This window comes from Franconibacter pulveris (assembly GCF_056780215.1).
Genome location: NZ_CM165555.1, coordinates 2,721,914 through 2,746,914, shown reverse-complemented (window position 1 = coordinate 2,746,914; position 25,001 = coordinate 2,721,914). Strand labels below are relative to the sequence as shown.

At 55.2% G+C, this 25,001-nt stretch carries 19 protein-coding genes and 1 pseudogene; 16 read left to right on the top strand and 4 right to left on the bottom strand.

Annotated elements, in window-relative coordinates; all coding sequences use genetic code 11:
• Positions 1 to 55: 55 nt before the first annotated feature.
• The 7 genes and pseudogenes from ACU4F7_RS12940 to ACU4F7_RS12910 all read left to right on the top strand — a co-directional run bounded on the left by ACU4F7_RS12940 (position 56) and on the right by ACU4F7_RS12910 (position 8,424).
• The gene (locus ACU4F7_RS12940) at positions 56 to 4,012 is read left to right on the top strand and encodes an RHS repeat-associated core domain-containing protein (protein WP_481637078.1); all 3,957 of its coding nucleotides are present in this window, start codon (positions 56 to 58) and stop codon (positions 4,010 to 4,012) included.
• A 6-nt stretch (positions 4,013 to 4,018) separates the two neighbouring features.
• Positions 4,019 to 4,411 (top strand): DUF2750 domain-containing protein, encoded by a 393-nt coding sequence (locus ACU4F7_RS12935; protein WP_481637077.1) that lies wholly within the window; start codon positions 4,019 to 4,021, stop codon positions 4,409 to 4,411.
• A gap of 122 nt (positions 4,412 to 4,533) precedes the next feature.
• Positions 4,534 to 5,262, top strand: a pseudogene (locus tag ACU4F7_RS12930) (RHS repeat-associated core domain-containing protein); the annotation flags it as partial.
• A gap of 14 nt (positions 5,263 to 5,276) precedes the next feature.
• Positions 5,277 to 5,591 (top strand): hypothetical protein, encoded by a 315-nt coding sequence (locus tag ACU4F7_RS12925; protein WP_481637076.1) that lies wholly within the window; start codon positions 5,277 to 5,279, stop codon positions 5,589 to 5,591.
• 266 nt (positions 5,592 to 5,857) lie between these two features.
• Positions 5,858 to 6,736 carry a hypothetical protein gene (locus ACU4F7_RS12920; RefSeq protein WP_481637075.1) on the top strand — a complete coding sequence of 293 codons (879 nt, stop codon included), beginning with the start codon at positions 5,858 to 5,860 and terminating at the stop codon, positions 6,734 to 6,736.
• A gap of 226 nt (positions 6,737 to 6,962) precedes the next feature.
• Entirely contained in the window at positions 6,963 to 7,391 is a 429-nt protein-coding gene (locus tag ACU4F7_RS12915) for a hypothetical protein (RefSeq protein ID WP_481637074.1), read from the top strand.
• A gap of 286 nt (positions 7,392 to 7,677) precedes the next feature.
• Positions 7,678 to 8,424, top strand: a complete 747-nt coding sequence (locus tag ACU4F7_RS12910) for a 3-oxoacyl-ACP reductase family protein (protein ID WP_481638730.1) — start codon at positions 7,678 to 7,680, stop codon at positions 8,422 to 8,424.
• Positions 8,425 to 8,501: 77 nt separating this feature from the next.
• On the opposite strand, the gene proP is transcribed toward ACU4F7_RS12910, so the two are convergent.
• Complete coding sequence (gene proP, locus ACU4F7_RS12905) at positions 8,502 to 9,986, bottom strand: glycine betaine/L-proline transporter ProP (RefSeq protein WP_029591461.1); 1,485 nt, start codon at positions 9,984 to 9,986, stop codon at positions 8,502 to 8,504.
• A gap of 693 nt (positions 9,987 to 10,679) precedes the next feature.
• Here proP and ACU4F7_RS12900 point away from each other — a divergent pair.
• Both ACU4F7_RS12900 and ACU4F7_RS12895 read left to right on the top strand, forming a co-directional pair.
• Positions 10,680 to 11,426 (top strand): phage antirepressor KilAC domain-containing protein, encoded by a 747-nt coding sequence (locus ACU4F7_RS12900; protein WP_029591462.1) that lies wholly within the window; start codon positions 10,680 to 10,682, stop codon positions 11,424 to 11,426.
• An 86-nt stretch (positions 11,427 to 11,512) separates the two neighbouring features.
• Positions 11,513 to 12,310, top strand: a complete 798-nt coding sequence (locus ACU4F7_RS12895; protein ID WP_481637073.1) for a DUF3750 domain-containing protein — start codon at positions 11,513 to 11,515, stop codon at positions 12,308 to 12,310.
• 64 nt (positions 12,311 to 12,374) lie between these two features.
• Here ACU4F7_RS12895 and ACU4F7_RS12890 read toward each other — a convergent pair whose 3' ends face one another.
• Complete coding sequence (locus ACU4F7_RS12890; protein ID WP_481637072.1) at positions 12,375 to 13,490, bottom strand: ABC transporter ATP-binding protein; 1,116 nt, start codon at positions 13,488 to 13,490, stop codon at positions 12,375 to 12,377.
• 353 nt (positions 13,491 to 13,843) lie between these two features.
• Between ACU4F7_RS12890 and ACU4F7_RS12885 the strand changes: the two genes are divergently transcribed.
• From ACU4F7_RS12885 to ACU4F7_RS12860, 6 genes are all read left to right on the top strand, one after another.
• Positions 13,844 to 15,076 (top strand): extracellular solute-binding protein, encoded by a 1,233-nt coding sequence (locus ACU4F7_RS12885; protein ID WP_481637071.1) that lies wholly within the window; start codon positions 13,844 to 13,846, stop codon positions 15,074 to 15,076.
• Between the two features lie 55 nt (positions 15,077 to 15,131).
• Positions 15,132 to 16,439 (top strand): carbohydrate ABC transporter permease, encoded by a 1,308-nt coding sequence (locus ACU4F7_RS12880; protein WP_029591466.1) that lies wholly within the window; start codon positions 15,132 to 15,134, stop codon positions 16,437 to 16,439.
• An 11-nt stretch (positions 16,440 to 16,450) separates the two neighbouring features.
• A complete protein-coding gene (locus tag ACU4F7_RS12875) occupies positions 16,451 to 17,302 on the top strand; it encodes a sugar ABC transporter permease (RefSeq protein ID WP_029591467.1) in 852 nt (283 codons plus the stop codon).
• Positions 17,303 to 17,306: 4 nt separating this feature from the next.
• Positions 17,307 to 18,509, top strand: a complete 1,203-nt coding sequence (locus ACU4F7_RS12870; RefSeq protein WP_481637070.1) for a glycoside hydrolase family 53 protein — start codon at positions 17,307 to 17,309, stop codon at positions 18,507 to 18,509.
• Positions 18,510 to 18,540: 31 nt separating this feature from the next.
• On the top strand, positions 18,541 to 20,598 hold the full coding sequence (locus tag ACU4F7_RS12865) for a beta-galactosidase (protein WP_481637069.1): 2,058 nt from the start codon (positions 18,541 to 18,543) through the stop codon (positions 20,596 to 20,598).
• Between the two features lie 142 nt (positions 20,599 to 20,740).
• A complete protein-coding gene (locus tag ACU4F7_RS12860; protein WP_029591470.1) occupies positions 20,741 to 21,055 on the top strand; it encodes a PTS sugar transporter subunit IIB in 315 nt (104 codons plus the stop codon).
• A gap of 141 nt (positions 21,056 to 21,196) precedes the next feature.
• On the opposite strand, the gene ACU4F7_RS12855 is transcribed toward ACU4F7_RS12860, so the two are convergent.
• A complete protein-coding gene (locus ACU4F7_RS12855) occupies positions 21,197 to 22,462 on the bottom strand; it encodes a maltoporin (RefSeq protein ID WP_029591471.1) in 1,266 nt (421 codons plus the stop codon).
• Positions 22,463 to 22,730: 268 nt separating this feature from the next.
• Here ACU4F7_RS12855 and ACU4F7_RS12850 point away from each other — a divergent pair, with 268 nt between their 5' ends.
• Positions 22,731 to 23,807, top strand: a complete 1,077-nt coding sequence (locus ACU4F7_RS12850; RefSeq protein WP_029591472.1) for a LacI family DNA-binding transcriptional regulator — start codon at positions 22,731 to 22,733, stop codon at positions 23,805 to 23,807.
• Positions 23,808 to 23,884: 77 nt separating this feature from the next.
• Here ACU4F7_RS12850 and ychF read toward each other — a convergent pair whose 3' ends face one another.
• The gene (gene ychF, locus ACU4F7_RS12845; RefSeq protein WP_024558577.1) at positions 23,885 to 24,976 is read right to left on the bottom strand and encodes a redox-regulated ATPase YchF; all 1,092 of its coding nucleotides are present in this window, start codon (positions 24,974 to 24,976) and stop codon (positions 23,885 to 23,887) included.
• Positions 24,977 to 25,001 lie beyond the last annotated feature (25 nt).

The following is a 25,001-nucleotide window of genomic DNA, read 5'->3' as shown; positions in this document are numbered from 1 at the left end:
CGATAACTATTTAAATATTCTGTTAAGAACACGCAATCCATCGCAGGGAATTTATATGGCGACAGGAAATACTATCGGAAAATTGCAATATGCGCCCGCGCCGAAAAGCAGCGTAAAAGCGGGCAGCGCCAACCCCCCGAAAAAGAAAAGCTGGTGGGGCGACTGGGGCGATATTGTTCATACCGGGCTGGATATCATAGGAGCGGTGCCGGTGTTGGGCGTCGTGGCCGATGGCGCGAACGCGGCCATTTATGCCGCCGAAGGCGACTACGGCAACGCGGCGTTGTCGGCAGCTTCCGCCGCGGCGAACTTCGTGCCCGGCGGCGGCGCGGCGTTCAAAGCCGGTAAGATGGCGGCCAAAGCGGGCAAAGCGATAGAGGCCGCGAGCGCAACAAAAGGGCTGGTCAAAGAGACCGCGAAACTCGCCGAGAAATCCGCGTTTAAAGCGGAAAAAGCGGCCGTAAAAGCCGAAGGCAAAGCCGCTAAAGAAGGCGCGGAAGACGCCGTAAAAGCGAAAAAAGCGGGCAGTGAAAAGGGCGGCAGCGATAAAGGCAAGGCGAAAAAAGAGACCGAGCCGTGCAAAATCCCGAATACCGCCGCGGTCGAGCCGCTGGTCGGCAGCCCGGTCAACGCTATTCTCGGCATCAAAGTACTGTTCGGCAGTGAAGATAACGACTTTGCCTTCCCGGCGTCGGTCCCGCTCAACTGGCAGCGCTATTACTTCTCAGATGAAACCGGCAACGGCTGGCTCGGGCAAGGATGGTTTTTACCGCTGTCGCTGGAGGTACGCGCGCAGGATGACGTGCTGCTGTTTATCGACGAGCAGGGGCGCGAAATCGAGTTCCCGTGGCCGGAGCCGGGCCACCCGCCGAAACTGCATCGCTATGAACAGCTCTCGCTTTCTCAGCCTCTGCCGGGCGAGTTCTGCATCGCGACCGCCGATGAAGCGAGACGCTGGCATTTCACACATCAGGCGCAGCCTGGCCGCTGGCTGCTCACAGCGATAAGCGACAGGCACGATAACCGGTTAACCCTGCACTACAACGCGCATCATCAGCCCGAGCAGGTTATCGACAGCGCCGGGCGGCGGTTCATTATTCATTTCACCCGGCTCACGCTTGCCGGTGACGACACCGCAGACCGCATCACGGGCGTCAGCGTCTGTCACCCTTCCGACCCGCTCCATGCCGAAAGCCTCTGCCGTTATGACTACTCGCCGCAGGGCGACTTGATCGCCGTCAGAAATGGCCAGGGTGAAGTGCTGCGCGAGTTCCGTTACCGCAACCACATTATGGTGGCGCATCGTCTCGCCGGCGAGATGGAGTGTTTCTACCATTACGACAAACACGAGCCTTCCGGCAAAGTGCTGGCGCATCGCGACAGCCTGGGCGGTGAATGGCGGTTTGAATATGGCGCCGATAGCACGACGGTGACCGACGCGCTGGGGCGCGTCACGCGCTACGAATTCGACGATAACCATGAGCTGCTGGGCTACAAAGACGCGGCTGGCGGCTATACCCGGTTTCGTCGCAACGTACGCGGGCAAACGACCCACCTCACTGACCCAGCTGGCAGAACAACGCGTTACCGTTACGATGAGCGCGGCAACTGCACCGCCGTGACCGAGCCGGACGGGCAGATGACGCGCATCGATTACCACGAGCGTTGGAACCTGCCGGTGCGCATCACCGATATGCAGGGCGGCACGCGGGAGTTCGCCTATGACGTGGCGGGCAACCTGATCCGCGAGATGGATGAGCTTGGCCGCATTACGGAATATAACCATGACGATCGCGGGAACCTGGTGCGCATTCGCGATGCGGCGGCGGGCATTCAGCGCCTCGTCTGGAACAGCGCCGACTTTCTTATCAGCCATACCGATTGCTCCGGGCGTACCACCACCTTCGGCTACGACAAATATGGCTGGCTGAAAGAGCAGACAGATGCCGCGGGCAACCGCACGCTGATTAACAACCGGCAGGATGGCCTGCCGCTGAGTATTGTTCATCCGGATGGCGCGACGGAGACGTTTGAGTTTGACCGCTGGCAGCGTCTTACCACCTGGCGCGACGCGCAGGGGCAGATGACGCAATGGCAACTGGCGCCGGATGGCCTGCCGCTGGCGCGTACCGATGCGCTGGGCCACCAGGTGAAGTATGAATACGATCTGGCGCGCCGCCTGACCACCCTGATTAACGAAAACGGCGCGCGCTACGAGATGGAATATGACGCGCGCGATTATCTAATCCGCGAAACCGGGTTTGATGGCTGCACCACCCGCTACCGTTACGATGCCGGCGGCTTTCCGACGGCGCGGGAAGAAGAGGGCAACGGGAACGGCAGCGTTATCCGCACGCATTATCAGCGTGACGCCGCCGGGCGGCTGGTGGAAAAACTGGTGGCGCGCGGCGGCGAGACGCAGTGGCAGCGCACCCGCTACCGGTATGACTCGCTCGGGCGCCTGATTGCTGGCATCAACCACGGCGGGCGCGTGGAGCTGGAGTGGGACGCCGCCGGGCAGCTTACGCTTGAGCGCAACCTCATTCGCGGCGTCAGCCATGAGCTTCGTCATCAGTACGATGAGCTCGGCAACCGCACCGTCACCACCCTGCCGGATGGACGTGAGCTGAAAAACTTCTACTACGGCAGCGGGCACCGTATTCAGGTGAACCTCGGCAGCCGGGTTATCAGCGAGAGCGAGCGCGATGTCCTGCACCGGGAAGTTCGCCGCACGCAGGGCACCATCAGCAGCGAGTATGTGCATGATGAAATGGGGCGGCTGGTCAGCCAGCGCGCCGGGCGCAACGGGAAAATCGCGGTGGCGCGTGATTACGCCTGGCGGCGCGACGGCCAGCTGTTGCAGATGGTGGATAAATACACTGGCGAGCATCGCTACGACTACGATGCGCTGGGCCGCCTGACCCGCGCCCGCGACGAGCATTTCGCCTTCGACCCGGCCCATAACCTGCTGAGCAACACCGCCGCGGCCCCGCTGCACGACAACCGCCTGCGCGTGTATGAGGACAAACGCTGGGAGTATGATAACTTCGGCAACGTCACCACCAAACTGACGGCGCGGCACACGCAGCAGCAGTTCCGCTGGAACGCGGAGCATCAGCTGGCGGAATCGGTTACCGTGCGTAACGGCGCAGAGCAGCGCACCACCTATGGTTATGACGCCTTCGGCAGACGCAGCTGGAAGCAGGATGCATTCGGCGTGACGACGTTTGTGTGGGACGGCAACCGCCTGCTGAGTGAATCACGCGGCGGGCGCAGCCACCTGTGGATTTACGAAGACGACAGCTTCGCGCCGCTGGCGCAAATCAGTCTGCGCAAGGGCGACACCGAACACGATGCGGAGGTGTACTGGTATCACAACGATGTGTCCGGCATGCCGCGCGAGCTGACGGGCGCGGGCGGGGAAATCGCCTGGCGGGCGGAATACCGCGCCTGGGGCAATACGCTACGCGTTGAGCATATCGCAACCCGCACCGGCGAGCCGGTGTATCAGCCGCTACGCTACCAGGGGCAGTACTTCGATGCCGAGACGGGTTTGCACTATAACCGTTTTCGCTACTATGATCCGGATGCGGGGCGCTTTATCAGCCACGACCCGATAGGGCTTGCGGGCGGGATAAACCTGTACCAATATGCGCCGAACCCGCTGGTGTGGGTGGATCCGCTGGGGTTGGCTCGCAGTAGGGCGGGTAAACAGGCTCGTCTGAGGGCTTTAGCTGAGGATCCTAAGCAACCTAGCCATATTAGAGGATGGGTTAAGCAAGACATTAATATGATAACCGAGGGCCGTCGTAAAACTATTCGTAATCCGCCTGGATATGATTTAGCCCACTGGCGAGGTTATGAATCGGCAAAAGGCTTTAGTTATGAATACTCTGAGCCTCAAATTAGAGAACAACACCGTGCGCAGCATCGCTATGATAATGGTGGCAGGAAAAACAAGATTCGTGTTAGTAAAAAGTGTAAGCAGAGTTCAGCGGACAGTGAAGGATAATCTACAATGAATATATCTAATCAAGAAATTGATGTAATGTTTAAAAAGAATGCAAAAGAACGCTATATATATTTCGTGAAAAAAATAGCAGATTGGGAGTGCGTGTGGGCACTAGGTGATGACTCCGGCTATATTACAACAGAAGATGATGATGGGAAGCTGTCTTTACCGTTATGGCCTGGTAAAGAATATGCTCAAAAGTGTGCTATAAATGAATGGAAAAACCTTGCTGTTAAAGAAATTTCATTAGATGAACTTTTAGATGATTTGCTTCCTGAGTTAATAGAAGATGACGTTGATGTAGTTGCATTTATGTCTCCAGATGAAACCAGACTACCTACGCTGTCAGCAGCGAATGTTTTAAAAGATTTGCTTGCTGAGTGTGAAAAATACGAATGATTTTCGCCTGTAATATAAAATAAAACTCAGGTGATGGGGCTGCGGCTATAATAATTTGGTCGCAGTTTTTATAAAATAGTAAAAAAATGCAATATCGACAAATCTAACAAGGTTAGTTTTAGATATACGAAGACGACAGCTTCGCGCCGCTGGCGCAAATCAGTCTTCGCAAGGGCGACACTGAACACGACGCAGAGGTGTACTGGTATCACAACGATGTGTCCGGCATGCCGCGCGAGCTGACGGGCGCGGGCGGGGAAATCGCCTGGCGGGCGGAATACCGCGCGTGGGGCAATACACTACGCGTGGAACACATCGCAGCGCGTACCGGCGAGCCGGTGTATCAGCCGCTACGCTACCAGGGGCAGTACTTCGATGCCGAGACGGGTTTGCACTATAACCGTTTTCGCTACTATGATCCGGATGCGGGGCGCTTTATCAGCCACGACCCGATAGGGCTCGCGGGCGGGATAAATCTGTACCAGTATGCGCCAAACCCGCTGGTGTGGGTGGATCCGCTGGGGTTGAAGTGTGAACGAAAAGTAATATGGACTAAAAAAGGTTGGAAACATATTTATGATCGCCATTTCAAGAAGAAGAGTCCCCGATGGGGCCATAAAAGTAAATTTGAAGTTGGTGATGAACAAGATTTAAGAAAAATAATTGAGAAGACTGTACGTAAAGGTAATGAAAGCTATCAAGAATTTGGAAGAACAGCTTACGAGCATGATTTTGGTAGGGTGGTTGGTTCACGAATAAACAAACAAACTGGTGCGATAGAATATCAAACGAAGGTCAGAGTAATATTAGATAAGTTTGGAGAGATTGTAACAGCTTTTCCGACTTCATAATGAGAGGGGTTATTATGTCATTAGATTTTTTCGCAAGCGATCACCAAAAGAATATTGGTCAAGATACATCCTGTTTTGTTATGGATGAAAAAATGCATAAAGACATTTTTTCTATTATCCAGAAAGAGAATAGTAAATACAGGGTTGTTCCTAAGTTTAAAGATTATTACTCTGATTCCGTTATTTTATTTGGTGAGGCACATTCCCTATTGAATGAGTTAAATGATATCAAAAAAAAAGGCGGCGATATTAACAAGATTAATGATTTCATGCAGTTTGTATCATATTCTATAGAGCGTCAATTCAACATATACATATACTGTGATTAATTTTATGTGCAATTTTTTTAAAATTACACTGGCTATTTTCTTTTAAAAAAATTATCAGAGGCATTAAGTGAGAAGTTTTTTAATTAATTGTAGAGTGAGCTATTAATGTTAATCAATTAATGTGTTACGCGCACAGACAAAACAAGCCGGGGTATCCATCTATTTGCAAAGCGTCTTTTAAGATTAGATGGCATTAACACTAAAAACGAGAAGTTCTTAACAGGGGAGGTAAATAGGGTGGTGCGATGTTCGCAGGTGGTTTTAGAATGAAAAATAAAGTAGCGGTAATTTTAATATTCGCCAGCCCTGGGCTTTTTAGCTCAAAGGCTATGGCTGCCGGTGAGTTTACCGGCCAGTGGACCGGCGAGGAAAAAGATCAGTCCACGATGACTCTGCAACTCAAACAGAATGACAATACAATAACAGGAAGCTACTGCTATATTTCGCAAAACGGTAACCGTATCGACTGTCCGGATGAAGGCGAAAATAATCTTAAGGGTACTGTTAGTAACCACCGGGTCAGCGTTGAATTTTCCTCTTCTTTCGGTGGCACGGGATATGCGAATCTGGAAGTCGAGGGCGAAAAGCTGGTCTGGAATAAAGCCCCGTCTTCCGGGCAAGGAAAATACTACGCCCCCCAACATTATACGTTGACTAAAAAACCGCTTCCGACTTCCTCAGCCAGCCCGTTATCAAAAGCCGATTTTTCTGTTCATCTGGATAACGCAACCGTTTCTTTAGGCCAGCCATGGGAGCCTCAAATCATCTCTGCTTTAGGGAACGCGCTGGGGGATGATTTTGCCGGTGAGGTTCCCTTTGATGACGAGAATTATAAATTCTACCGCCATACTTACAGCGGCTTTGATATTTACAGCGCTAACCTCTGGTGGGATAAATCAGACAAAAGCGTGGATGATTATATTGTTGCGCAAATTACCCTTAACTCTCCTCACTACACAACCCGCCGGGGCATTCATGTCGGTAGCGCCGCAGATGAAATTGAGCAGCTTTACGGCCCCACTAAAAAAGAGCGTAGTGAAGGTGAAGAATGGCTCTCTTACGTATTGGCCAAAAGGGTTATTTCATTTGAATTGGTTAATAATAAAGTCGCCTCGGTTATCATGACCTATGATAACGGCCAGTAGCATGATAATGGAATAAACCCACTTGCCTGAGGGCAGCCTCAAGGAATCAGAGTCAATCACGCTTTTCATCTCTACATATTTAACGATAAGCCGCTTAAGGTTTTGGCTAATAAAGACAGCACAGATTATCAATGACCGTTTGGTGTTTATAATGCTGTTTTTAGTGCGTCGGAAACCTTTGCCAGAACAAACCGCAGCAACACATCACAGGCAAGGAGCAAGGCTGATGAGCGCAAAACGAAAACTATTCTGTTTCTGGGGCTGCATGGACGCGCTCGCGCTTGTTGTGTACGTCATTCATAGCCTGAGGCACGGGCGAGTGCCGTTTGTTACCGATGTTCAGGCTTTTTTTCTGGCAGGTGATGACAGGTTCTTCGGCATTGCGCCAGGCCTGCTGTTTCTGCTGGATGCCACGCTGCTCCTCTCTTTATTCGTCTCCGCCTGGCTGTTCCTTAACGGCAGCCGCTATGCGCTCCACTTCGCGCTGGGGCAGGAGCTGCTGCGCTTCATCGCTTTCCGCTCCTCCGTTACGCTTCTTCCGCTGTTCATCGGCGTTACAGGGCTGACCACCCCATGGGTAAACCTGCCGCTGTTTCTGATTGGCGAGGCGGTAAAAGTCGGCTCGCTTATCCGGGTTAGCAAAGAGACGCGGTAAGCATTTCGCTCATATCGCCTGCGCGCGCCCCCCTTCCAGTCTCCCTTTCTTTATCTCCCGCTTCGTGACGTTTAACGGGCACGCGCCGGGACATCGCTACCCTGATTTTCTGCACGAGGTCGCTCCGCTGGCGGCGCAAGGTCGTATTAAATACGCCAAAGCGCTTATCGACGAGTTTGAAAATATCCCGAACGCTTTTGTACAGCTGTTAAAGGCCGCAACCGCGGCCAGCCGATCGTCATAGTGGGCAGGGCGCTAAGCGCTCTTCATACAAAACGAGGTAAAGCTGATGAACGAACTGAAAGGCAAACGCGCGCTGGTGACCGGCGCATCACGCGGCATTGGCGCAGCCATCGCGCTGACGCTTGCGCAAAAAGGGGCTGACGTGGTGATTACGTATGAACGTTCAGCCGAAAAGGCGCTTGAGGTAGTGCGCGCAATTGAACAAACCGGCCAGCGCGGCTTCGCCATTCAGGCGAACAGCGCGGATGCGCAGGCGGTGCAGCGTTCGGTGGAGGAGGCGGCAGAGCGGCTTGGCGGGCTGGATATCCTCGTCAACAATGTCGGCATAGCCCGCGTGGGGTCGCTGGTGGAGATGAGCCTTGAGGATATCGACGCGCACCTTAACATTAATATTCGCTCCGCCGTGCTGGCGTCCCGGGCGGCGATCCCCCATCTGGGGCAGGACGGGCGCATTATCACCATTGGCTCCAACGTGGCTAATCGCGTGCCGCAGCCAGGGCTTACGCTCTATGCGTTGACCAAATCGGCGCTTATCTCCTTTACCAAAGGGCTGGCGCGAGATTTAGGCCCGCAGGCGATTACCGTAAACCTGGTCCAGCCGGGGCCGGTGGATACCGACATGAACCCGGCGGACTCCGGCAACTTCGCTGACCAGAATCGCCAGTTTACCGCGCTGGGCAGATACGGCGAGCCGGCGGAGATAGGCGCGGCGGTCGCGTTTCTGGCAAGCCCTTCGGCGGCATTTATCACCGGCTCTGCGCTGACGGTGGATGGCGGGTTTAACGCCTGAACCTCTTTTCTGTTGTCGGCGGGGCGCGGCTGCCGATAACAAAAAGGCCGGAATCTTCCGGCCTTTTTACTTTCTGCTTAACCTGAAACGGTCTGCGGCGTATGCGGCTGTTGCTTGCGCCCATGCTGGCGGCGAAGCTTGTCGATAAGACGGTGCGCTTCCGCCCGCGACGCGACGGCCGGAGACGAGCCGCTCAGCGGTTTGCGGGCCGTTTCACGCAGCGTCAGCACGGTGAGAAGGCCAATCACGCCCGCGCCCATCATGTAGTAAGCCGGCATCATCACGTTATGCGTGGTATCCACCAGCCAGGCGGTAACCAACGGCGTAGTGCCGCCGAACAGCGAAACGGACAGGTTAAAGCCAATCGCCAGCGCGCTGTAGCGGATATCCGTCACGAACAGCGCGGGCAGGGTGGCCGGCATCGTGCCGCTAAAGCAGGTGTGCAGGAAGCCGAGCACCACCAGGCCTGCAAATACCGCCCACATGTTGCCGGAGCCAATCAGCATAAAGCACGGCACCGCCAGCACTATCAGGCCCACCGCGCCCAGGCCTATCACCGGGCGACGTCCGATGCGGTCTGTCCAGTGGCCCCACATCAGCGTCAGCGGCATCATGACGAACATCACCACCATCACCAGCAGCAGCCCGGTAAGCTCGCTCAGGCCCAGCACGCCGGTCAGGTAGCTTGGCATGTAAGAGGTCAACATGTAGTTCGAGACGTTGAAGATCAGCACCAGGCCAATGCACTTCAGCATCTGTTTCTTGTATTTCACCAGCATCTGCCACATGTTCAGGCGCGGCTTGCTGTGCTCAAGCGCTTCCTGCTTATCCATGTGTTCTTTAAACGCTGGCGTCTCTTCAAGCTTCAGGCGGATATAAAGCCCGAACAGTCCCAGAGGCGCGGCCAGGAAGAACGGCACGCGCCAGCCCCAGTCCAGCATGGCTTGCGAGGGGATGGTCGCCATCATCACCGTCACAAGCGTAGCGCCAAGCAGGTAGCCGCCCAGCGTGCCGAACTCGAGGAAGCTGCCCATAAACCCGCGGCGTTTGTCCGTGGAGTATTCCGCGATAAAGGTCGCCGCGCCGCCATATTCGCCGCCGGTCGAAAAGCCCTGAACCAGACGGGCGATAAGCAGCAGTACGGGCGCCATAATCCCGATGCTGCTGTAATCCGGGATAAGGCCGATGCAGAAGGTGCCTACCGACATCATTATCATCGTCAGCGCGAGGATCTTCTGGCGTCCGAAGCGGTCGCCCAGCGGGCCGAAGACCATTCCGCCAATCGGACGCACCAGGAACGCGGCGGCAAAAGTGCCGAAAGAGGCGATAAGCTGCGCCGTGGCGCTGGCATCCGGGAAAAAGACTTTACCGATTATCACGGCCAGATAGCTGTAAACGCCGAAGTCGAACCACTCCATCGCGTTGCCAAGCGCAGCGGCCCCGACGGCGCGTTTGAGCAGTTTGCTGTCGATAACAGTAATATCGTCTACGGTTAATTCGGTTGGTTTGACAGAGGTTGCTGGCGTGGTTGGTTGATTAGTCGAGATCGTTCTGGTGCTCATAAACTCCCCATGAATACGAATGAAGCGATCTTATAGCTTTCGCAGCCGTAACGTTCGTATCAAAAAGGAAAAGAAAGCTATAAGAGGCTGAAGATTGTGACCGGTCGCACAAAAGGCGCCGGGCAATACCATAAATAAAATGCCATCCCGGTGCAACTTTGTAGCGTTAAAAACTACCTTGCAGGCGTTTTTGTTCATAAAAAACTATCCTGAAGGGGCGGAGGGCTGCGAAATATCTTCCTGCAGAACACGCCCGTCACCGAATAATTGTCAATTATTTGTCAATAAGCGCCCAAAAAAAGGCAAATCGACTGTTGCACCGGCGGATAACCCTGGCGTTTTTACGGGTGAGTTTTTTTGTACGAAAGTGTTACTTGCAGCCGTTACCGGCTCAGAAAGCGCGCTGCCCGGCAGGGGATGTGGCCTCCATATTGGTGCACTCGCCTTTCAAAATCGCCTGCCACCGCCGGTTTCAGGAAATTTTTAACCGCCTCGCTTTCCTGGCACAATGCCGGGCCGCGCAAAATTAACACAGCAATTTCAGTCTGATAGACAAAGACTCAACAAACGACCCATTCACGCGATAAATAGATTACATGTGTTTAAAAAATCTACTGGATATTTAAACAGGGATTGTTTACTATTTCCTCAGTTTAACTGGTAGTAGTGTCAGTGAAGTGAGTGGTGAAACCTATGGTTATTGCTTTAGAGAATCTCAATCCTCAGGACCGGTCGGCCACCATGAGCAGCCGCGAAATCGCTAAGCTGATGGGGGTGACCCATGGCGAAGTGAAGCGTATGGTCAAAAGCCTTGAAACGGCGCAGCGCCTGTCGCAGCCCGTTACGGTCAACCTTTACGAGCGCGAAGGGGAGACGCTGCAAGAGTTTTTGCTGAACAAACGGGACTCGCTGCTGACTGTCGCGCGCATATCGCCAGGCTATACCGCTGAAATGCTGGACCGCTGGCAGGAGCGTGAAAAACAGATAATCCTGCCAGACTTCACTAACCCGGCGGCGGCGGCCCGCGCCTGGGCGGAAGAGTATGAAAAACGTAAACAGGCGGAGGAGCAGCTTGCGCTTACCGCCCCAAAGGCGGAGTTTTTTGACGCCTACATCCAGGTGGATGAAGCGCTTGGCTTCCGTCAGCTCTGCAAAATGCTGAAGGCGAAGGAGCCGGAGTTCCGCCAGTTCCTGCTCGAGCGCAATATCATGCAGCGCGCCAACGGCGCGTTGATGCCGGCTCAGCATCACGTTCAGGCGGGTTACTTCACCGTGCATGGCGGCATGGGCGAAAATCGTCATACTTACTCCCAGGCGCGCTTTACGGCGCGGGGCGTGAAGTGGATTGCCGGCCTGTGGGCGGCGCATCTCTCCTCGCGACCGGCGGAGCCGCGCGTGCCGGAGCGTAAAGAACTGGCGCAGGGGCCCGGCTGGTTTTAACAGACCCGCTAACGCCTCTGCGGCATCGCAAAAACAGAAAATCCACGCCATGGCGTGGATTTTTCATCTTCTGATGACGGACGGTCATGTTCTCAATAAAAATTGTTTGTCTAAGCTTCCTTTGCATCATTCTGCTTTCTCTCGCCGCCAGCCTCGCCCAGGCGATGCATCAACGGCAAGCGTCAGAGCAGGGCGGCTGGTGGTCTGCCCGGCGTGATTCGGCGGGACTGGCGCCGGATGCCCGGCAACATCCCGGGCTTGCTGTGGTGCAGGTCTACGCTGCGCCCACCTGGGGCTGGAAAGGGGCGGTGGCGGTACATCCGTGGATCATTTTTAAACGCGCCGGCGAAACGGAATATAACCGCTACGAAGTGATTAGCTGGGGGGCGGGCGAGAAAGTACGTCGTAACCGCAACGCGCCGGATGGCTACTGGTATGGCGCAAAACCTCGCCTGCTGGCGGATCACCGGGGGCCGCAGGCGCAAGCGATGATCCCGCAGATTGAAGCGGCCATCGCCTCCTATCCGTGGCCCGATAGCTACCGCGCCTGGCCTGGCCCTAACAGCAACACCTTCATCGCCCATATCGGGCGCGAAGTGCCGGCGCTGAAACTGGATATGCCTGCCAATGCGGTGGGGAAAGATTATCGCGCGTTGGGAAACCCCATTGGCTTGCCGCCATCGGGGCGCGGCGTGCAGGTTTCGCTGCTCGGCGTGGCGGGCGTGACGCTCGGCGCCCAAGAGGGCGTCGAACTCAACGTGCTGGGGCTGAACGTGGGCGTCGACTTCACGCCGCTGCGTTTACGCTTGCCATTTATCGGCGGGATTGGTCGCGACAACCTGCAAAAGAACAACGCGGCGAACGCCAGCGACGGCTTTCAGTAAGCGACTGTTAATAAAAATCCACGCATTAGCGTGGATTTTTTTTGCCTTTTTACCTTAACCGCGCTCAGGCAACCGCGCGCGACGCCTCTTCGCTTTCTGCGCTCACCCGCACGTCCAGCTCGTCAAACACCATGCAATGTTTGTCATCGAAGGCGAGATCGATTTTCTGCCACGGCGCGAATTTGACATCCCCCGGCAGCAGAATCTTCACATTATCGTGGCCGTAACATTGCCCGAAGAGGTAGGTATTGTTGCCTAAGCGTTCAACCACTTCACAGTTGAACGCTAAGCGCGCGCTGTGGCGCGTGTCGGTCGTCAGGTGCTCGGGGCGAATGCCGAGCGTGACAGTGCTTCCGGGCTTAAGCGGCGTGGTGGTTATCGCAAGCTTCAGGGTATGCTGCTGGGCAAGGCTAACGGTCAGCTCGCCCGGCTGCCATGCGTCGACCCGCGCCGGCAGGAAGTTCATTTTCGGTGAGCCGATAAAACCGGCGACGAATTTGTTTACCGGTTTATAGTAGAGATCCATCGGCGCGCCCATCTGTTCAACCTTGCCATAATTCATCACCACAATCTTATCCGCCAGCGTCATCGCCTCTATCTGGTCGTGAGTGACATAAACCATGGTGGTTTTAAGCTCCTGATGCAGGCGCGCCAGGTGCAGGCGCATCTCAACGCGCAGTTCGGCATCCAGGTTGGAAAGCGGCTCGTCAAACATGAACACGCGCGGGTTACGCACAATGGCGCGGCCAATCGCCACGCGCTGACGCTGTCCGCCGGAGAGTTGCTTAGGTTTGCGGTCCAGCAGGTGCGAAAGCTGGAGCGTTTTGGCGACCATCTCCACCTGGTGGCGGATTTGCGCTTTCGGCACTTTATTTACTTTCAGCCCGTAGCCCATGTTTTCCGCCACCGTCATATGCGGGTAGAGGGCGTAGGACTGAAACACCATCGACACGCCGCGGTGCGCCGGAGCGATATCGTTCATCACCTCGTCGCCAATCAATACTTCCCCTTCACTGACCTCTTCCAGCCCGGCAATCATGCGCAGCAGCGTGGATTTACCGCAGCCGGAGGGGCCGACAAACACCGCGAACTCCCCGTCTTCAATAGCCAGATTCACATTGCGCAGCGTAACGGTGTCGCCAAAGCGTTTGGTGACGTTCCTTAATTGTATGTTCGACATCAGAAATCCCCGAGTAAGCCGCCGTTTTGGGTCGTTGTCAGAGTGCGGATGCATTGTTTGTGTTTTACGTATAACAATGAAGCCGGACACGGCGCGACGGCGCATTTTGTCTGCACTGACTATAACTTCCCGTATCTGCAGGCCCTATACAGATATTTCATTTGTGTTATGACGATCACACAACTTACCGTTTTTAGTAGAGTTATCCTGACCTGAAGGGTAGCGTATAACAAACCAAATGCATCGACTGCTTTGCTCTGTAAGTCAGTAATCATAAGCAATCTGAAGAAGTATCACGGCAGCCTGGTGCGATAAAAACCATTAAATTGTTATACCTTCACATGAGGTTGATAATGAAAAAGAACAGACTCTCTGCTTTGATCCTCTGTACGCTGGCCACCGGTTCCTTGCTCAGCCTGCAGGCTCATGCGGCGCAGCAGCTTAATGTCTGGGAAGACATCAAAAAATCGGCCGGCATCAAAGACGCCATCGCCGCCTTTGAAAAGCAGTATGACGTTAAGGTCAACGTGCAGGAGATGCCTTATGCCCAGCAGCTGGAGAAGCTGCGTCTGGATGGCCCGGCGGGCATCGGCCCGGATGTGCTGGTTATCCCTAATGATCAACTGGGCGGCGCCGTGGTGCAAGGGCTGCTGGCCCCCCTGAATCTGGAGGGGATGGCGACCGAGCAATACACGCCCGCCTCCATTAACGCCTTCAAAATGGACAATGCGCTTTACGGCGTGCCGAAAGCGGTTGAAACGCTGGTGCTGATTTACAACAAAGAGCGGGTGGATAAGCCGTTCGCCACCTTGCAGGAGTGGTACGACTTTTCAAAACAGCAGCGCGCGAAAAACCAGTACGGCCTGCTGGCGAAGTTTGACCAGATCTATTACAGCTGGGGCGCCATCGAACCGATGGGCGGCTACCTCTTCGGTAAAAATGACAAGGGCGGCTATAACACTGCCGACATCGGTCTGAACAAGCCCGGCGCGGTGGAAGCCGTTACTTACCTGAAAAAATTCTACGCCGACGACATCTTCCCGGCAGGGATCCTTGGCGATAACGGCCTCAATGCCATCGACTCGCTGTTTACCGAGAAAAAAGCGGCGGCGGTGATCAACGGCCCGTGGGCGTTCCAGCCCTATGAAGCCGCCGGGGTGAACTACGGCGTCGCGCCGCTGCCCACTCTCCCGGACGGCAAGCCCATGAGCTCCTTCCTTGGCGTGAAAGGCTACGTGGTATCAACCTGGAGCCAGGACAAGGCGCTGGCGCAGAAGTTTATTGCGTTCATCAACCAGCCGCAGTACGTAAAAACGCGCTACATCGCCACCCGAGAAATCCCGCCGCTGACCGCCATGATTGACGACCCGGTGATTAAAAATGATGAGAAAGCGAGCGCCGTCGCCGTGCAGGCGGCGCGCGCGTCGGCGATGCCCGGCATCCCTGAAATGGGCGAAGTCTGGGGACCGGCCAACGCCGCGCTGGAGCTGAGCCTCACGGGCAAACAGGCGCCGAAAGCGGCGCTGGATGGCGCCGAGAAACAGGTTCAGATGCAGATAGAAGCCATGCAGGCCAGCAACCAGTAATTGTCCGGGAAACCGAGCGGGAGGGCTGCCTCCCGCTTTTCGAAAGGAGTTGTCTGTGATTATCAGTCCCAGCGAAAATTTTGCCAAAAGGCATGCAGCCGGGCGCCATGCCTGGCGCGGTTTGCTGTTGGCGCTCATACCAGGTTTTGGGCAGTTTTATCACCGCCAGTGGCTGAAAGGGCTGGTGTTTCTGGTGCTGCTCGCCAGTTTTCTCGGCGTCTTTTACGATTTTCTCGGCGAAGGGCTATGGGGGCTCGCCACCTTAGGCGAAGCGGTGCCGCGCGATAATTCCATCTTCCTGCTGGCGGAAGGGATAATCAGCGTGCTGCTGGTCGCATTCGGGGCGCTGGTCTATTACCTGTCGCTGCGCGACGCGTGGGTTAACGGCCGCAAACGGGATGAAGGGGGCCAGTTGAACAGCGTGCGTAAGCAGTACCAGATGCTGCTGAGCGACGGTTTTCCTTATCTGATGATCACGCCCGGTTTTATCCTGCTGGTGTTTGTGGTGGTGTTCCCGATCCTTTTCGGTTTTTCTATCGCCTTTACCAATTACAACCTCTACCACACGCCACCGGCGAAGCTGGTGGACTGGGTGGGCTTCAAAAACTTTATTAACATCTTCACGCTCTCTATCTGGCGCTCCACCTTCCTGGACGTGCTGCAGTGGACCGTGGTCTGGACGCTGCTCGCCACCACGCTGCAATGCACCGTCGGCGTGCTGCTGGCTATCCTGGTTAACCAGAAAGATCTGCGCTTCAAGCCGCTTATCCGCACCATTTTTATTCTGCCGTGGGCGGTGCCGGGGTTTGTCACCATCCTGGTGTTTGCCGGCATGTTTAACGACTCTTTCGGCGTTATCAACAATGCCATCCTGGCCTTTTTCGGCATCGCGCCGAAAGCCTGGATGACCGACCCGTTCTGGACCAAAACCGCGCTTATCATGATGCAGACCTGGCTTGGCTTCCCGTTTGTCTTTGCCATGACCACCGGCGTGCTGCAGGCCATTCCGGATGACCTGTATGAAGCGGCGACCATGGACGGCGCGAGCAGCTGGACCAAACTGCGCACCATTACGCTGCCGCTGGTGCTCTACTCGATTGCGCCGATCCTTATCACGCAGTACACCTTCAATTTCAATAACTTCAACATCATCTACCTGTTTAACAACGGCGGACCGGCGGTGGTGGGGTCGAACGCGGGCGGGACCGACATCCTGGTGTCCTGGATTTACAAACTCACCATGTCCTCGTCGCAGTACGCGATTGCGGCGACCATCACCATCCTGCTGTCGATATTTGTCGTCGGCCTGGCGCTGTGGCAGTTCCGCGCCACCAAATCTTTCAAAAATGACGACATGGCGTAAAGGACATAACAATGGCTAAATCACAAAGCATCCGGCGTGAAAAAGGGGTTCGTCTTACGCTCTCCTGGCTGGTTATCGCGCTGGTGTCGGTAATCATTATCTACCCGCTGGTCTGGACCGTTGGCGCGTCGCTGAACGCGGGCAACAGCCTGCTGAGCTCGTCGATCGTTCCGGAAAACCTCTCGTTTCAGCACTATGCCGATCTCTTCAACGGTCAGGTCAACTATGTGACCTGGTACTGGAACTCGATGAAGATAAGCTTCATGACCATGGCGCTGACCCTGATTAGCGTCAGTTTTACCGCCTACGCCTTCTCGCGCTTTCGTTTCAAAGGGCGGCAGAACGGCCTGATGCTTTTCCTGCTGTTGCAGATGATCCCGCAGTTCTCCGCGCTTATCGCTATCTTTGTGCTTTCGCAACTGCTCGGGCTTATCAACAGTCACCTGGCGCTGGTGCTGATTTACGTCGGCGGCATGATCCCGATGAATACGTACCTGATGAAAGGCTATCTCGACGCCATTCCGAAAGACCTGGATGAGTCGGCGCGTATGGACGGCGCCAGCAACTTCCGCATTTTCATCGAAATTATTCTGCCGCTCTCCAAACCGATTCTGGCGGTGGTGGCGCTCTTCTCTTTCACCGGACCGCTGGGGGATTTCATCCTCTCCAGCACCATTCTGCGCACCCCGGATAAATACACGCTGCCCATCGGGCTTTATAACCTGGTGGCGCAGAAAATGGGGGCCAGCTACACCACCTACGCGGCAGGGGCGGTGCTGATAGCCGTACCGGTAGCCATCCTTTATCTGGCATTACAAAAATATTTTGTTTCCGGCCTGACCTCCGGCAGTACTAAGGGATAACGACATGACAGGTTTCAAACCCGCTTTGCTTGCTCTGTGTCTCTCCTGCGGCGTCGCCGCCAGCGCCTGGAGCGCGGATGCGCTGGTGACGCGGCCTTTTACGGCGATGCCGGGCGACTTCATCAAAGGCGCCGACATCTCGACATTGCTGGAGGCCGAACAGCACGGCGCGACGTTTTATAACCACAATCGCCAGCAGCAGGATGCGCTCGCCATTCTGAAGGCCAACGGGGTGAACTATGTGCGCCTGCGTCTGTGGGTCGACCCGCAAGATGCGCAGGGCAATAGCTACGGCGGCGGCGGTAATTCGCTGCAAACCACGCTTGCGCTGGCTAAGAGGGCCAAAGCGCAGGGCATGAAGCTGCTGCTCGATTTTCACTACAGCGATTTCTGGACCGACCCGGGCAAACAGTTCAAGCCGAAGGCCTGGGAGAAAATGGACTATCCGCAGTTAAAAACGGCCATCCACGATTACACCCGCGACACCATCGCCCGCTTTAAAAAAGAGGGCGTACTGCCGGACATGGTGCAGATCGGCAATGAAATTAACGGCGGCATGCTCTGGCCGGAAGGCAAAAGCTGGGGGCAGGGCGGCGGCGAATTCGATCGTTTAGCCGGGCTGCTGAACGCGGCTATCGACGGGCTTAAAGAGAATCTTAACAACGGCGAGCGGGTGAAAATCATGCTGCACCTCGCCGAAGGCACCAAAAACGACACCTTCCGCTGGTGGTTTGATGAAATCACGAAACGCCAGGTGCCGTTCGATATTATCGGCCTGTCGATGTACACCTACTGGAACGGCCCGCTTAGCGCTCTGCAAGCCAACATGGATGACATCAGCAAACGGTATAACAAAGAGGTTATCGTTGTTGAAGCCGCCTACGGTTATACGCTGGAAAACTGCGACAACGCTGAAAATAGTTTTCAGGCGAAAGAAGAAAAAGATGGCGGTTATCCGGGCACCGTGCAGGGGCAATACGATTTTCTTCACGACTTAATGCAGACCGTTATTAACGTGCCGGCGCATCGCGGCAAAGGCATATTTTACTGGGAGCCGACCTGGATTGCCGTGCCGGGCACAACATGGGCTACCAGAGCAGGCATGAAATATATCCACGACGAGTGGAAAGAGGGCAATGCCCGTGAAAACCAGGCGTTATTTGATTGCCAGGGCCACGCGTTGCCGTCGCTGGCCGTTTTTAAATAAATTCCTCCTCTGAATTCAGGAAGCTGTAAAGATGAATAAATTTGCGCCTTTAAGTCCGAAGGTCGCCGCCTTATTGCATGGCGCGGACTATAACCCGGAACAGTGGGAAAATTATCCCGGTATTATTGAAAAAGATATCGCCATGATGCAGCAGGCGAAATGCAACGTGATGTCGGTCGGTATATTTAGCTGGGCGAAGCTGGAACCTCGCGAAGGGGAATATGATTTCGCGTGGCTGGATAATGTCATTGAAAAACTTTACGCCGCGGGAATTCATATTTTTCTCGCCACGCCGAGCGGCGCGCGTCCGGCCTGGATGTCGCAAAAATATCCGCAGGTGCTGCGCGTGGGGCGCGACCGTGTGCCGGCGCTGCACGGCGGTCGCCATAACCATTGCATGACATCGCCGGTCTACCGTGAAAAAACGCTGAAAATTAACCGTCTGCTGGCGGAGCGCTATTCGCGCCATCCGGCGGTATTGGGCTGGCATATTTCTAATGAGTACGGCGGCGAATGCCACTGCGAGCTGTGCCAGGAGAAATTTCGCGACTGGCTGAAGGCGCGTTACGAGACGCTCGATAATCTTAACCACGCGTGGTGGAGCACCTTCTGGAGCCACACCTACACCGACTGGTCGCAGATCCAGTCGCCAGCGCCGCAGGGCGAGATGTCGATTCACGGCCTCAATCTTGACTGGCGGCGCTTTAACACCGCGCAGGTCACCGACTTCTGTCGCCATGAAATCGCCCCGCTGAAGGCGGCGAACCCGGAGCTGCCGGTCACCACCAACTTTATGGAGTATTTCTACGACTACGATTACTGGCAACTGGCCGAAGCGCTCGACTTCATCTCCTGGGACAGCTACCCGATGTGGCACCGGGAAAAAGACGAGACCACGCTTGCCTGCTACACCGCCATGTATCACGACATGATGCGCAGCCTGAAGGGCGGCAAGCCGTTTGTGCTGATGGAATCGACGCCGAGCGTGACCAACTGGCAGCCTACCAGCAAGCTCAAAAAACCAGGCATGCATATTCTCTCTTCGCTACAGGCCGTCGCTCACGGCGCTGACGCGGTGCAGTATTTCCAGTGGCGTAAAAGCCGCGGTTCGGTGGAGAAGTTCCATGGGGCGATTGTCGATCATGTGGGGCACCTTGATACCCGCGTAGGTCGCGAAGTGACGCGGCTCGGCGAGATGCTGGCGCGTTTGCCTGACGTGGTGGGCTGTCGCACCGAGGCGCGGGTGGCGATTATTTTCGACCAGCAAAACCGCTGGGCAATGGATGACGCCCAGGGGCCCCGCAACCTGGGGCTGGAGTATGAGAAAACGGTCAACGAGCACTACCGCCCGTTCTGGGAGAAAGGCATCGCGGTGGATGTGATTGACGCTGACGTGGATTTCAGCCAGTACCAGTTGGTTATCGCGCCGATGCTTTACATGGTGCGAAGCGGCTTTGCGCAGCGGGCGCAAGCGTTTGTCGCCGCAGGCGGCCATCTTGTGACGACCTACTGGACCGGGATTGTGGATGAGAACGATCTCTGTCATCTGGGGGGCTTCCCCGGCCCGCTGCGCGATCTGCTGGGCGTCTGGGCCGAAGAGATTGACTCTCTTGCCGAAGGGGAGCGCAACCTGGTTCAGGGGCTGGCGGGCAATGCTTCCGGCCTGCAGGGGCCTTATCAGGCGCGCCATTTATGCGAACTTATCCATGCCGAGTCGGCGCAGACGCTGGCGACCTACCGGGAAGATTTCTACGCCGGAAGGCCAGCGGTGACGGTTAACCGCGTCGGCAAAGGGAAGGCATGGCATGTGGCTTCGCGCAACGATCTTGCCTTCCAGCGCGATTTCTTCAGCGGCATTATCGCCGAGCTGAGGCTGCCGCGCGCGGTCGACAGCGACTTCCCGCCAGGCGTGGTGGCGACGGCGCGCACCGATGGCGACACCCGCTGGGTATTCGTGCAGAACTTCACCGCGCAGCAGCAGATGATTACGCTTGCGCAGGAGTACGTCGACTGCATGACGGATGCGCAGGTGACGGGCGAGACGCTGCTGCTGCCGTGGGATTGTCGCGTACTTCGCTGCAAGGCGTAGCGTCACCGCAACGCGCATAGGGCGCCGCGTGTAAAGCGCGCCAGAATAAACCTGCGCGAAATAGCCGCGCTTTTACAACATCAAACATGGCGCCTGCTCTTGCGAGCAGGCTTTTTTTATCTGTGTAGTCAGGAGAAAGAATATGGTGAGTCTTAAAGCGTTTCTGCATTATTTCTCGGCGGATAACGCCCCCGCGCCGTTAAGCGATAACGAGCGGCAGATTATTCAACGTTTAATCAGCGCATTTGGCGGCGAAGAAAATATTGTGCAGGTAGAAGCCTGTATTACCCGCCTTCGCGTAACGGTAACAGCGTTAAATCTTGTCGATTCAGAAGCATTACAGAAAGAGGGGGCGCTCGGCGTGATTATTATCGGCCAGCAGGTGCACGCGATATTTGGCAAACAATCGGACGCATTACGCCAGCTTCTTGATGAGCATTTTAATCGCCGTAAATAAAAAAACGGGATAACCAATAAAGGGGTTATCCCGTACAAGAACATCAGTAGCCGATTGATATAAAACCAACGGAGGAAATTAATTGCCAGATGCTGGAGATAAAATAACGATTAACGCAAATTGTCGCTTACTCGTGATGCGTTACCACCAGGCTTCGACCTGCACGCCGAAATTCCAGGTGTCATTCGCCGTGCCGTCTTCAAACGATTTCCCTTTCTCAGAATCGTTCAGATAAGAGGCGAACAGGCGCAGCTCCGGGCGCGACATAAAATCGGGCCCATCAGCCAGACCCAGCGCAAGCGTGTATTTCTCGCCGCTCTGCTTATAGCGCGACCCATCGCGATAGGTGTCTTTCTGATAGAAGCCGCCCACTTCGCCAATCAGACGCACATACTCGGTAAACTGATACTGCGCGCGTCCCACCAGCGAAATCAGGCGCGACTTGTCGGTAAACTGAGTGGTGTCATCGGCGGAGCCCCAGGTCAGCACGTGGTTAAAGGAGAATTTGCTGGTGATGGGCAGTAAGCCGGTGTTAATTACCCGGTAGCCGGATGCGTCATTAACGTCGTTCCACATGTCATACCAGCCGCCGCCCTGGGAAACCATGTTTTGCGCCAGCCCTTTGTTGGCGTATTGCAGCACCAGCTTGTTATAGCCGCCAAACATATCCTGACTTATCTCGCCGGTCACCATCACGCCGTTATCAGCGTCATACAGCCCGCCATATTCCTTTTGCTTGTTGGTGGGGTTAGGCATGGCGTAGTCAATGCCAAACTCCGTCCAGGCGCCAGCCCAGGGTTTCCAGCCAGCGTAGCGCAGGTCGATATAGTTAATGTTCACATCGTTATCGCCGTCCACACGGTAATCGACGTCGTTGGCGTCGCCGCGGATCCAGGCTACCGACACTGCGCCCGGCCCGAGGGTATAGTTTTCTATGCCAGCGCCGGCGCCGGAGATATTCCAGTATTTGGTATCGATAATGTGCAGGTCGTGGCGCTGGTAATAGCGCTTGCCGCCCCAGATAACGGCGTTCGGATCGCCCGGGATCAGCCCCTTAATTTGCAGGTTCAACTGACGCAGGCCAAATTCGGCGTCGTCGCCAAACGTGGTTTCGCTGTCGTTCGAGCCGTTGGAAACCATACTGACCATGCTGTCGAGATAGAAGCTGACATCGTTCTTCTTGTAGACCTCAGAGCCCAGCTCCAGCTCGCCATAGGTATCGGCTTCATTACCCAGACGGCCAACTTTATTTTTTTGCCACTCCTCCATCCCGCCATCCCGCGAGACGCCCACGCCGGAGCGAAGATAGCCATGGAAATCAATAGGTACCGAAGACGCCGCAAACAGTGACGGCGACGCCAGGGCGGCGGCCAGCGCAACGGATACAGAGCGGATCGTAGTGTTCATTGTTATCCTCTTATTATTTTGTAATACGTTCACAAAAGCGCTGCCATAAAATGCTTAAACCGAAGCGGTGGCAATTGAGTCATCATAAATGTGTGACTAAGTGCAAATAAAACAGTCAACTTTGTTACGATTGATGCGTTAGAGAAGGATGTATGGCAATGTGAGCGTCTTACTTTTTTGGTTTCGGAAAGCGGGAGAAGATGGCGGTGAGCGTTTTTTTAAATGGCCCCTGTTACAATCGGCGAATAATAACGTAAGGAACCGGACCATGAAGTCGAAAAGCGCGACATTAGAAGACGTTGCCCGCCACGCGGGCGTCTCCTACCAGACCGTGTCCAGGGTACTCAATAAATCTGCCAATGTATCCGAAGCCACGCGTCTCAAGGTGGAGAAATCCATAGAGTTATTGCGGTATGTGCCGAACCGGCTGGCGCAACAGCTGGTAGGGAAGGAGACCCAGACGGTAGGGCTGGTCACTATTTCACTGGCCCTGCATGCCCCTTCACAAGTGGCCGCGGCGATAAAACGCTATGCCAATGTTGAAGGCTATCAGGTGCTGATCTCAATGATTGATGAGAACGTCAACCATAGCATTCAGGATTCCCTTAACGAGCTTAAATCACAGCGGGTTAACAAAGTCATTATTAACGTGCCGTTAGAGGCCGGGCAGGCGCAGAAAATCGCCTCGGACAACGATGACATTGTCTGCCTGTTTCTGGATGTTGACCCTTACAGCGCCGTGTTTAACGTTTCGTTTAACCCGGCAGACGGCACGCGCGCCAGCGTTAAGTATCTTTATGAACTGGGACACCGGGATATCGCTTTGCTTGCTGGCCCGGCCTCTTCTGTTTCAGCGCAGCTGCGGCTAAAAAGCTGGATTGAAACCCTTAAGAGCTATGGCCTCGAGCCCGCCTCCGTCATTCGGGGAAACTGGGATGCGCAGAGCGGTTACGCAGGCGCTTTGCAAATGCTGCGCGAAACGGCGCAGTTTTCGGCGGTGCTGGTTGCCAATGACCAGATGGCGCTCGGCGTGCTCAGCGCGTTTCATCAGCATCAAATCTCCATCCCTGGCGAGAAATCAGTAATTGGCTATGACGATACCTATGAAAGTTCCTTTTTCTATCCGGCGTTAACCACCGTCTCATTAGACCTGGATCTCCAGGGTAAAGAGGCGGTGCGTCGCATTCTTGATAACAGCGACGACAACGCGCTGCGCATGTCGTCCATTCTGCCCGCCCGCCTGGTGGTGCGAAAATCAACCGGACCGAAAGGGGAGAAAGGCCAGAATCTTCAGGAGATAGCGCAGCAGCTGCGTTTGTTAGCGCATCAGCTGGGGGATGTGTGAGGTGAAAGACTAAAAAAAATCCACGCCGAAGCGTGGATTTTTTCAAGGCAGGGAGCCTGCGCCCTGTACTTGCTGGCTTAGACGTTAAACAGGAAGTTCATCACATCGCCGTCTTTAACGATGTAGTCTTTCCCTTCCGCACGCATTTTGCCGGCTTCTTTGGCGCCCTGTTCGCCTTTATAAGCGATGAAATCTTCATAGGCGATGGTCTGGGCGCGGATAAAACCTTTTTCAAAGTCGGTGTGGATTTTACCTGCCGCCTGCGGCGCGGTGGCGCCGACCGGGATGGTCCATGCGCGCACTTCTTTCACGCCTGCGGTGAAGTAGGTTTGCAGGTTCAGCAGCGCGTAGCCTGCGCGAATTACACGGTTCAGGCCCGGCTCTTCCAGACCCAGCTCCTGCATGAACTCGTCGCGCTCTTCATCGTCCAGCTCGGCGATGTCCGCTTCTACCGCCGCGCATACCGGCACCACGACGGAACCTTCCGCTTCGGCGATTTCACGCACTTTGTCCAGGTACGGGTTGTTTTCAAAACCGTCTTCGTTAACGTTGGCGATGTACATGGTCGGCTTGAGGGTCAGGAAGCTCAGGTAACGCACCAGCTCCTTCTCTTCTTTGCTCAGGTTGAGCGCGCGCAGCATGCCGGCGTTTTCCAGCTGCGGCAAACATTTTTCCAGCACCGCCAGCTCGGCTTTGGCGTCTTTGTCGCCGCCTTTCGCCTTTTTAGAAATACGGTGGATCGCGCGCTCGCAGGTATCGAGGTCCGCCAGCGCCAGTTCGGTGTTGATGGTGTCGATATCTTCCGCCGGATCCACTTTGCCGGAAACGTGAATGATATTGTCATTCTCAAAGCAGCGCACCACGTGGCCGATAGCTTCGGTTTCACGGATGTTCGTCAGGAACTGGTTGCCGAGGCCTTCGCCTTTGGAGGCGCCCTTCACCAGACCGGCGATATCGACAAACTCCATCGTGGTCGGCAGGATGCGCTGGGGCTTCACGATTTCCGCGAGCTTGTCCAGACGCGGATCGGGCATAGGAACGACGCCGGTGTTCGGCTCAATGGTACAGAACGGGAAGTTGGCTGCCTCGATTCCCGCTTTGGTCAGCGCATTGAACAGGGTGGATTTACCGACGTTCGGCAAGCCGACGATACCGCATTTGAATCCCATGGTTTAAATCACCTTAATTTCTTGA

Excerpts from the sequence above, each read along its gene's own strand:
- ACU4F7_RS12940 (WP_481637078.1), top strand. The coding sequence starts at position 56 with ATGGCGACAGGAAATACTATCGGAAAATTGCAATATGCGCCCGCGCCG.
- ACU4F7_RS12860 (WP_029591470.1), top strand. The coding sequence starts at position 20,741 with ATGGTGAGTCTTAAAGCGTTTCTGCATTATTTCTCGGCGGATAACGCC.
- ACU4F7_RS12925 (WP_481637076.1), top strand. The coding sequence starts at position 5,277 with ATGTCATTAGATTTTTTCGCAAGCGATCACCAAAAGAATATTGGTCAA.
- ACU4F7_RS12855 (WP_029591471.1), bottom strand. The coding sequence starts at position 22,462 with ATGAACACTACGATCCGCTCTGTATCCGTTGCGCTGGCCGCCGCCCTG.
- ACU4F7_RS12915 (WP_481637074.1), top strand. The coding sequence starts at position 6,963 with ATGAGCGCAAAACGAAAACTATTCTGTTTCTGGGGCTGCATGGACGCG.
- proP (WP_029591461.1), bottom strand. The coding sequence starts at position 9,986 with ATGAGCACCAGAACGATCTCGACTAATCAACCAACCACGCCAGCAACC.
- ACU4F7_RS12890 (WP_481637072.1), bottom strand. The coding sequence starts at position 13,490 with ATGTCGAACATACAATTAAGGAACGTCACCAAACGCTTTGGCGACACC.
- ACU4F7_RS12875 (WP_029591467.1), top strand. The coding sequence starts at position 16,451 with ATGGCTAAATCACAAAGCATCCGGCGTGAAAAAGGGGTTCGTCTTACG.
- ACU4F7_RS12920 (WP_481637075.1), top strand. The coding sequence starts at position 5,858 with ATGAAAAATAAAGTAGCGGTAATTTTAATATTCGCCAGCCCTGGGCTT.
- ACU4F7_RS12900 (WP_029591462.1), top strand. The coding sequence starts at position 10,680 with ATGGTTATTGCTTTAGAGAATCTCAATCCTCAGGACCGGTCGGCCACC.
- ACU4F7_RS12885 (WP_481637071.1), top strand. The coding sequence starts at position 13,844 with ATGAAAAAGAACAGACTCTCTGCTTTGATCCTCTGTACGCTGGCCACC.
- ACU4F7_RS12895 (WP_481637073.1), top strand. The coding sequence starts at position 11,513 with ATGTTCTCAATAAAAATTGTTTGTCTAAGCTTCCTTTGCATCATTCTG.
- ACU4F7_RS12850 (WP_029591472.1), top strand. The coding sequence starts at position 22,731 with ATGAAGTCGAAAAGCGCGACATTAGAAGACGTTGCCCGCCACGCGGGC.
- ACU4F7_RS12865 (WP_481637069.1), top strand. The coding sequence starts at position 18,541 with ATGAATAAATTTGCGCCTTTAAGTCCGAAGGTCGCCGCCTTATTGCAT.
- ACU4F7_RS12935 (WP_481637077.1), top strand. The coding sequence starts at position 4,019 with ATGAATATATCTAATCAAGAAATTGATGTAATGTTTAAAAAGAATGCA.
- ychF (WP_024558577.1), bottom strand. The coding sequence starts at position 24,976 with ATGGGATTCAAATGCGGTATCGTCGGCTTGCCGAACGTCGGTAAATCC.
- ACU4F7_RS12870 (WP_481637070.1), top strand. The coding sequence starts at position 17,307 with ATGACAGGTTTCAAACCCGCTTTGCTTGCTCTGTGTCTCTCCTGCGGC.